1 protein-coding gene and 2 pseudogenes are annotated in these 2,220 nt (G+C 70.8%); 1 reads left to right on the plus strand and 2 read right to left on the minus strand.

Going from position 1 to position 2,220, the window contains the following annotated elements; translation table 11 throughout:
* Both AC27KI_RS23120 and AC27KI_RS23125 read right to left on the minus strand, forming a co-directional pair.
* Positions 1-283: pseudogene (locus tag AC27KI_RS23120) on the minus strand (CoA transferase); the annotation flags it as partial.
* A 21-nt stretch (positions 284-304) separates the two neighbouring features.
* Positions 305-1,294 carry a hydroxymethylglutaryl-CoA lyase gene (locus AC27KI_RS23125; RefSeq protein ID WP_487116051.1) on the minus strand — a complete coding sequence of 330 codons (990 nt, stop codon included), beginning with the start codon at positions 1,292-1,294 and terminating at the stop codon, positions 305-307.
* Positions 1,295-1,423: 129 nt separating this feature from the next.
* On the opposite strand from AC27KI_RS23125, the pseudogene AC27KI_RS23130 reads away from it, so the two are divergent.
* Positions 1,424-2,220 (plus strand): annotated as a pseudogene (locus tag AC27KI_RS23130) (LysR family transcriptional regulator); the annotation flags it as partial.

Consider the following 2,220-nt stretch of genomic DNA (forward strand, 5'->3'; position numbering starts at 1 on the left):
CTCCAGCCCCTCGGGCTTGCGCAGGTCCAGGGCGATGCTCTTCTTGTTGCGGTTGAACATGGGAAAGAACCCGGCGCCCGCGCCCAGCAGATGCCGCGTGCGGTCGCCGTCCACCGGCTCGATCTTGATGACCTCGGCGCGAGTCGGCCAGGACCATGCCGCACGTGGGCCCCATGACCATGTGCGTGAACTCCACCACGCGCAGGCCCGCCAGGGGCAGGCGCGGGCCTTCGGCGGTGGGGGCGGAAGAAGGATTCAGGGAAGGATTCAAGGGAGCATTCATGGACGCAACGATAGGGTTCGGTCAGGCAGCGGACGCAACCGCTGCGGGGAGGGACGCGGCCGTGCGGGGCAGTCCGGCCTGCCAGAGCGCGCCGTGCAGGGTCTCCCCCTCCAGCCAGCCGGCCACGCGCTCGCGCAGCGCCAGCAGCGCGGCCACGTCCAGGCCGGTGGAAACACCCATGCGCTCCAGCATGAAGGCGAGGTCTTCGGTGGTGACGTTGCCGCTCGCGCCAGGGGCGTGGGGGCAGCCGCCGATGCCGGCCAGGCAGGCATCGAATCGGGTGATGCCGGTCTGCCAGGCGGCATAGGCGTTGGCCAGCCCCATGCCGCGCGTGTCGTGGAAATGCGCGCAGGCCAGCCGCTCGCCGACGAGTCCGCGGGCTTTCTCGAACAGGCGCTGCACGCCCGCCGGATCGGCATGGCCCACGGTGTCGGCCAGGCTCACGCGGTCGGCCCCGGCGTCGAGCAGGGCCTGCATCAGGCGCAGCACTTCGCTTTCGGCCACCTCGCCCTGGAGCGTGCAGCCGAAGGCGGTGCCCACCCCGCCTTCGATCAGGGTGCGGCTGCCCGCGGCATCGCGCGCCGCGCGGATGCGCGCCACCTCGGCCACCACCTCGTCCGGCGTCTTGCGCAGGTTGGCCAGGCTGTGCGCGTGGCTGGCGGAAAGCGGCACGACCATCAGGTCGGCCTGGCATTCGATGGCCCGCTCCGCCCCGCGCAGGTTGGGCACCAGCACCGAGGCGACCAGGCCCGGCAGGGATTTGGCGTGCGCGAGCACCTCGGCGGTGTCGGCCAGTTGCGGCAGCAGGCGCGCCGGCACGAACGAGCCGACCTCGATCTCCCGCTGGCCGGCCGCATAGGCGGCATCGACCCATTCGATCTTGCGAGCGGTGGGCACCACGGTGGCGATGCTCTGCAGGCCATCGCGCAGGCCCACCTCTCTCACGATGGCCTGGGCGGACGAAGGGGGGAGCGGATGGGCGGGCGGGCCTGCGGGCGTGCGGGGGGTCACGGAGTCTCCTGTCTGGGGTCTTGTGCAGGCATTCTAGAAATTCCCTTCCATCAATTCATGCCAATTTTGGAACGCCTAAGATTCCAGGCAGGAAAATCTTGGCCCCCTTCCCTTTTCCACCTTCCTTCCATGCGCCTGCCCGACCTCCAGACCCTCAAACTCTTCGTGGCGGTGTGCGAGCACCGCAACATCGCCCGCGCGGCGGAGCAGGAATCCATCGTCGGCTCGGCGGTGAGCAAGCGGCTGGCGCAACTGGAGGACACGCTGGGCACGCCGCTGCTGGTGCGCAAGCGCCACGGCGTGGTGCCCACCGCCGCCGGCGAAACCCTGCTGGAACACGCCCGCACCATGCTGGCGAGCGTGGACCGCATCGAGCGCGACATGGCAGCCTTCGCCACCGGCATCCGCGGGCACGTGCGCATGCTGGTCACAGCCTCGGTCATGGCCGAATCGCTGGCGGACGACGTGGCGGCCTTCCTGCAGAACCCCGCGCACCGCGACATCCAGGTGAGCATGGAGGAACGGGTGAGCCCCGAGGTGGTCCGCGGCATCCGCGAAGGCAGCGCCTCCATCGGCATCTGCTGGGACGCGGCCGATCTGCAGGGCCTGGAAACGCGCAGCTACCGGCACGATCACCTGGCCATCGTCGCCCACCCCTCGCACCCGGTGGCGCGCCAGGACAGCGTGCGGTTCGCCGACGTGCTGGGCTACGAGTTCGTGAGCATGCCGGCCCTGAGCGCCGTGCACGTGCTGCTGGCGCGCGCCGCGGCGGTGGAGGGCAAGACGCTGGTGCACCGCGTGCTGGTGTCCAACTTCGATGCGGCGCTACGCGTGGTGCGCGCCAACCTCGCCATCAGCGTGGTGCCCGCCGAGGTGGCGGTGCCGTTCGCCGCGGCCACGGGGGGTGCGCATCGTGCCGCTGGCCG

This window comes from Acidovorax sp. KPB24-03 (assembly GCF_057546605.1).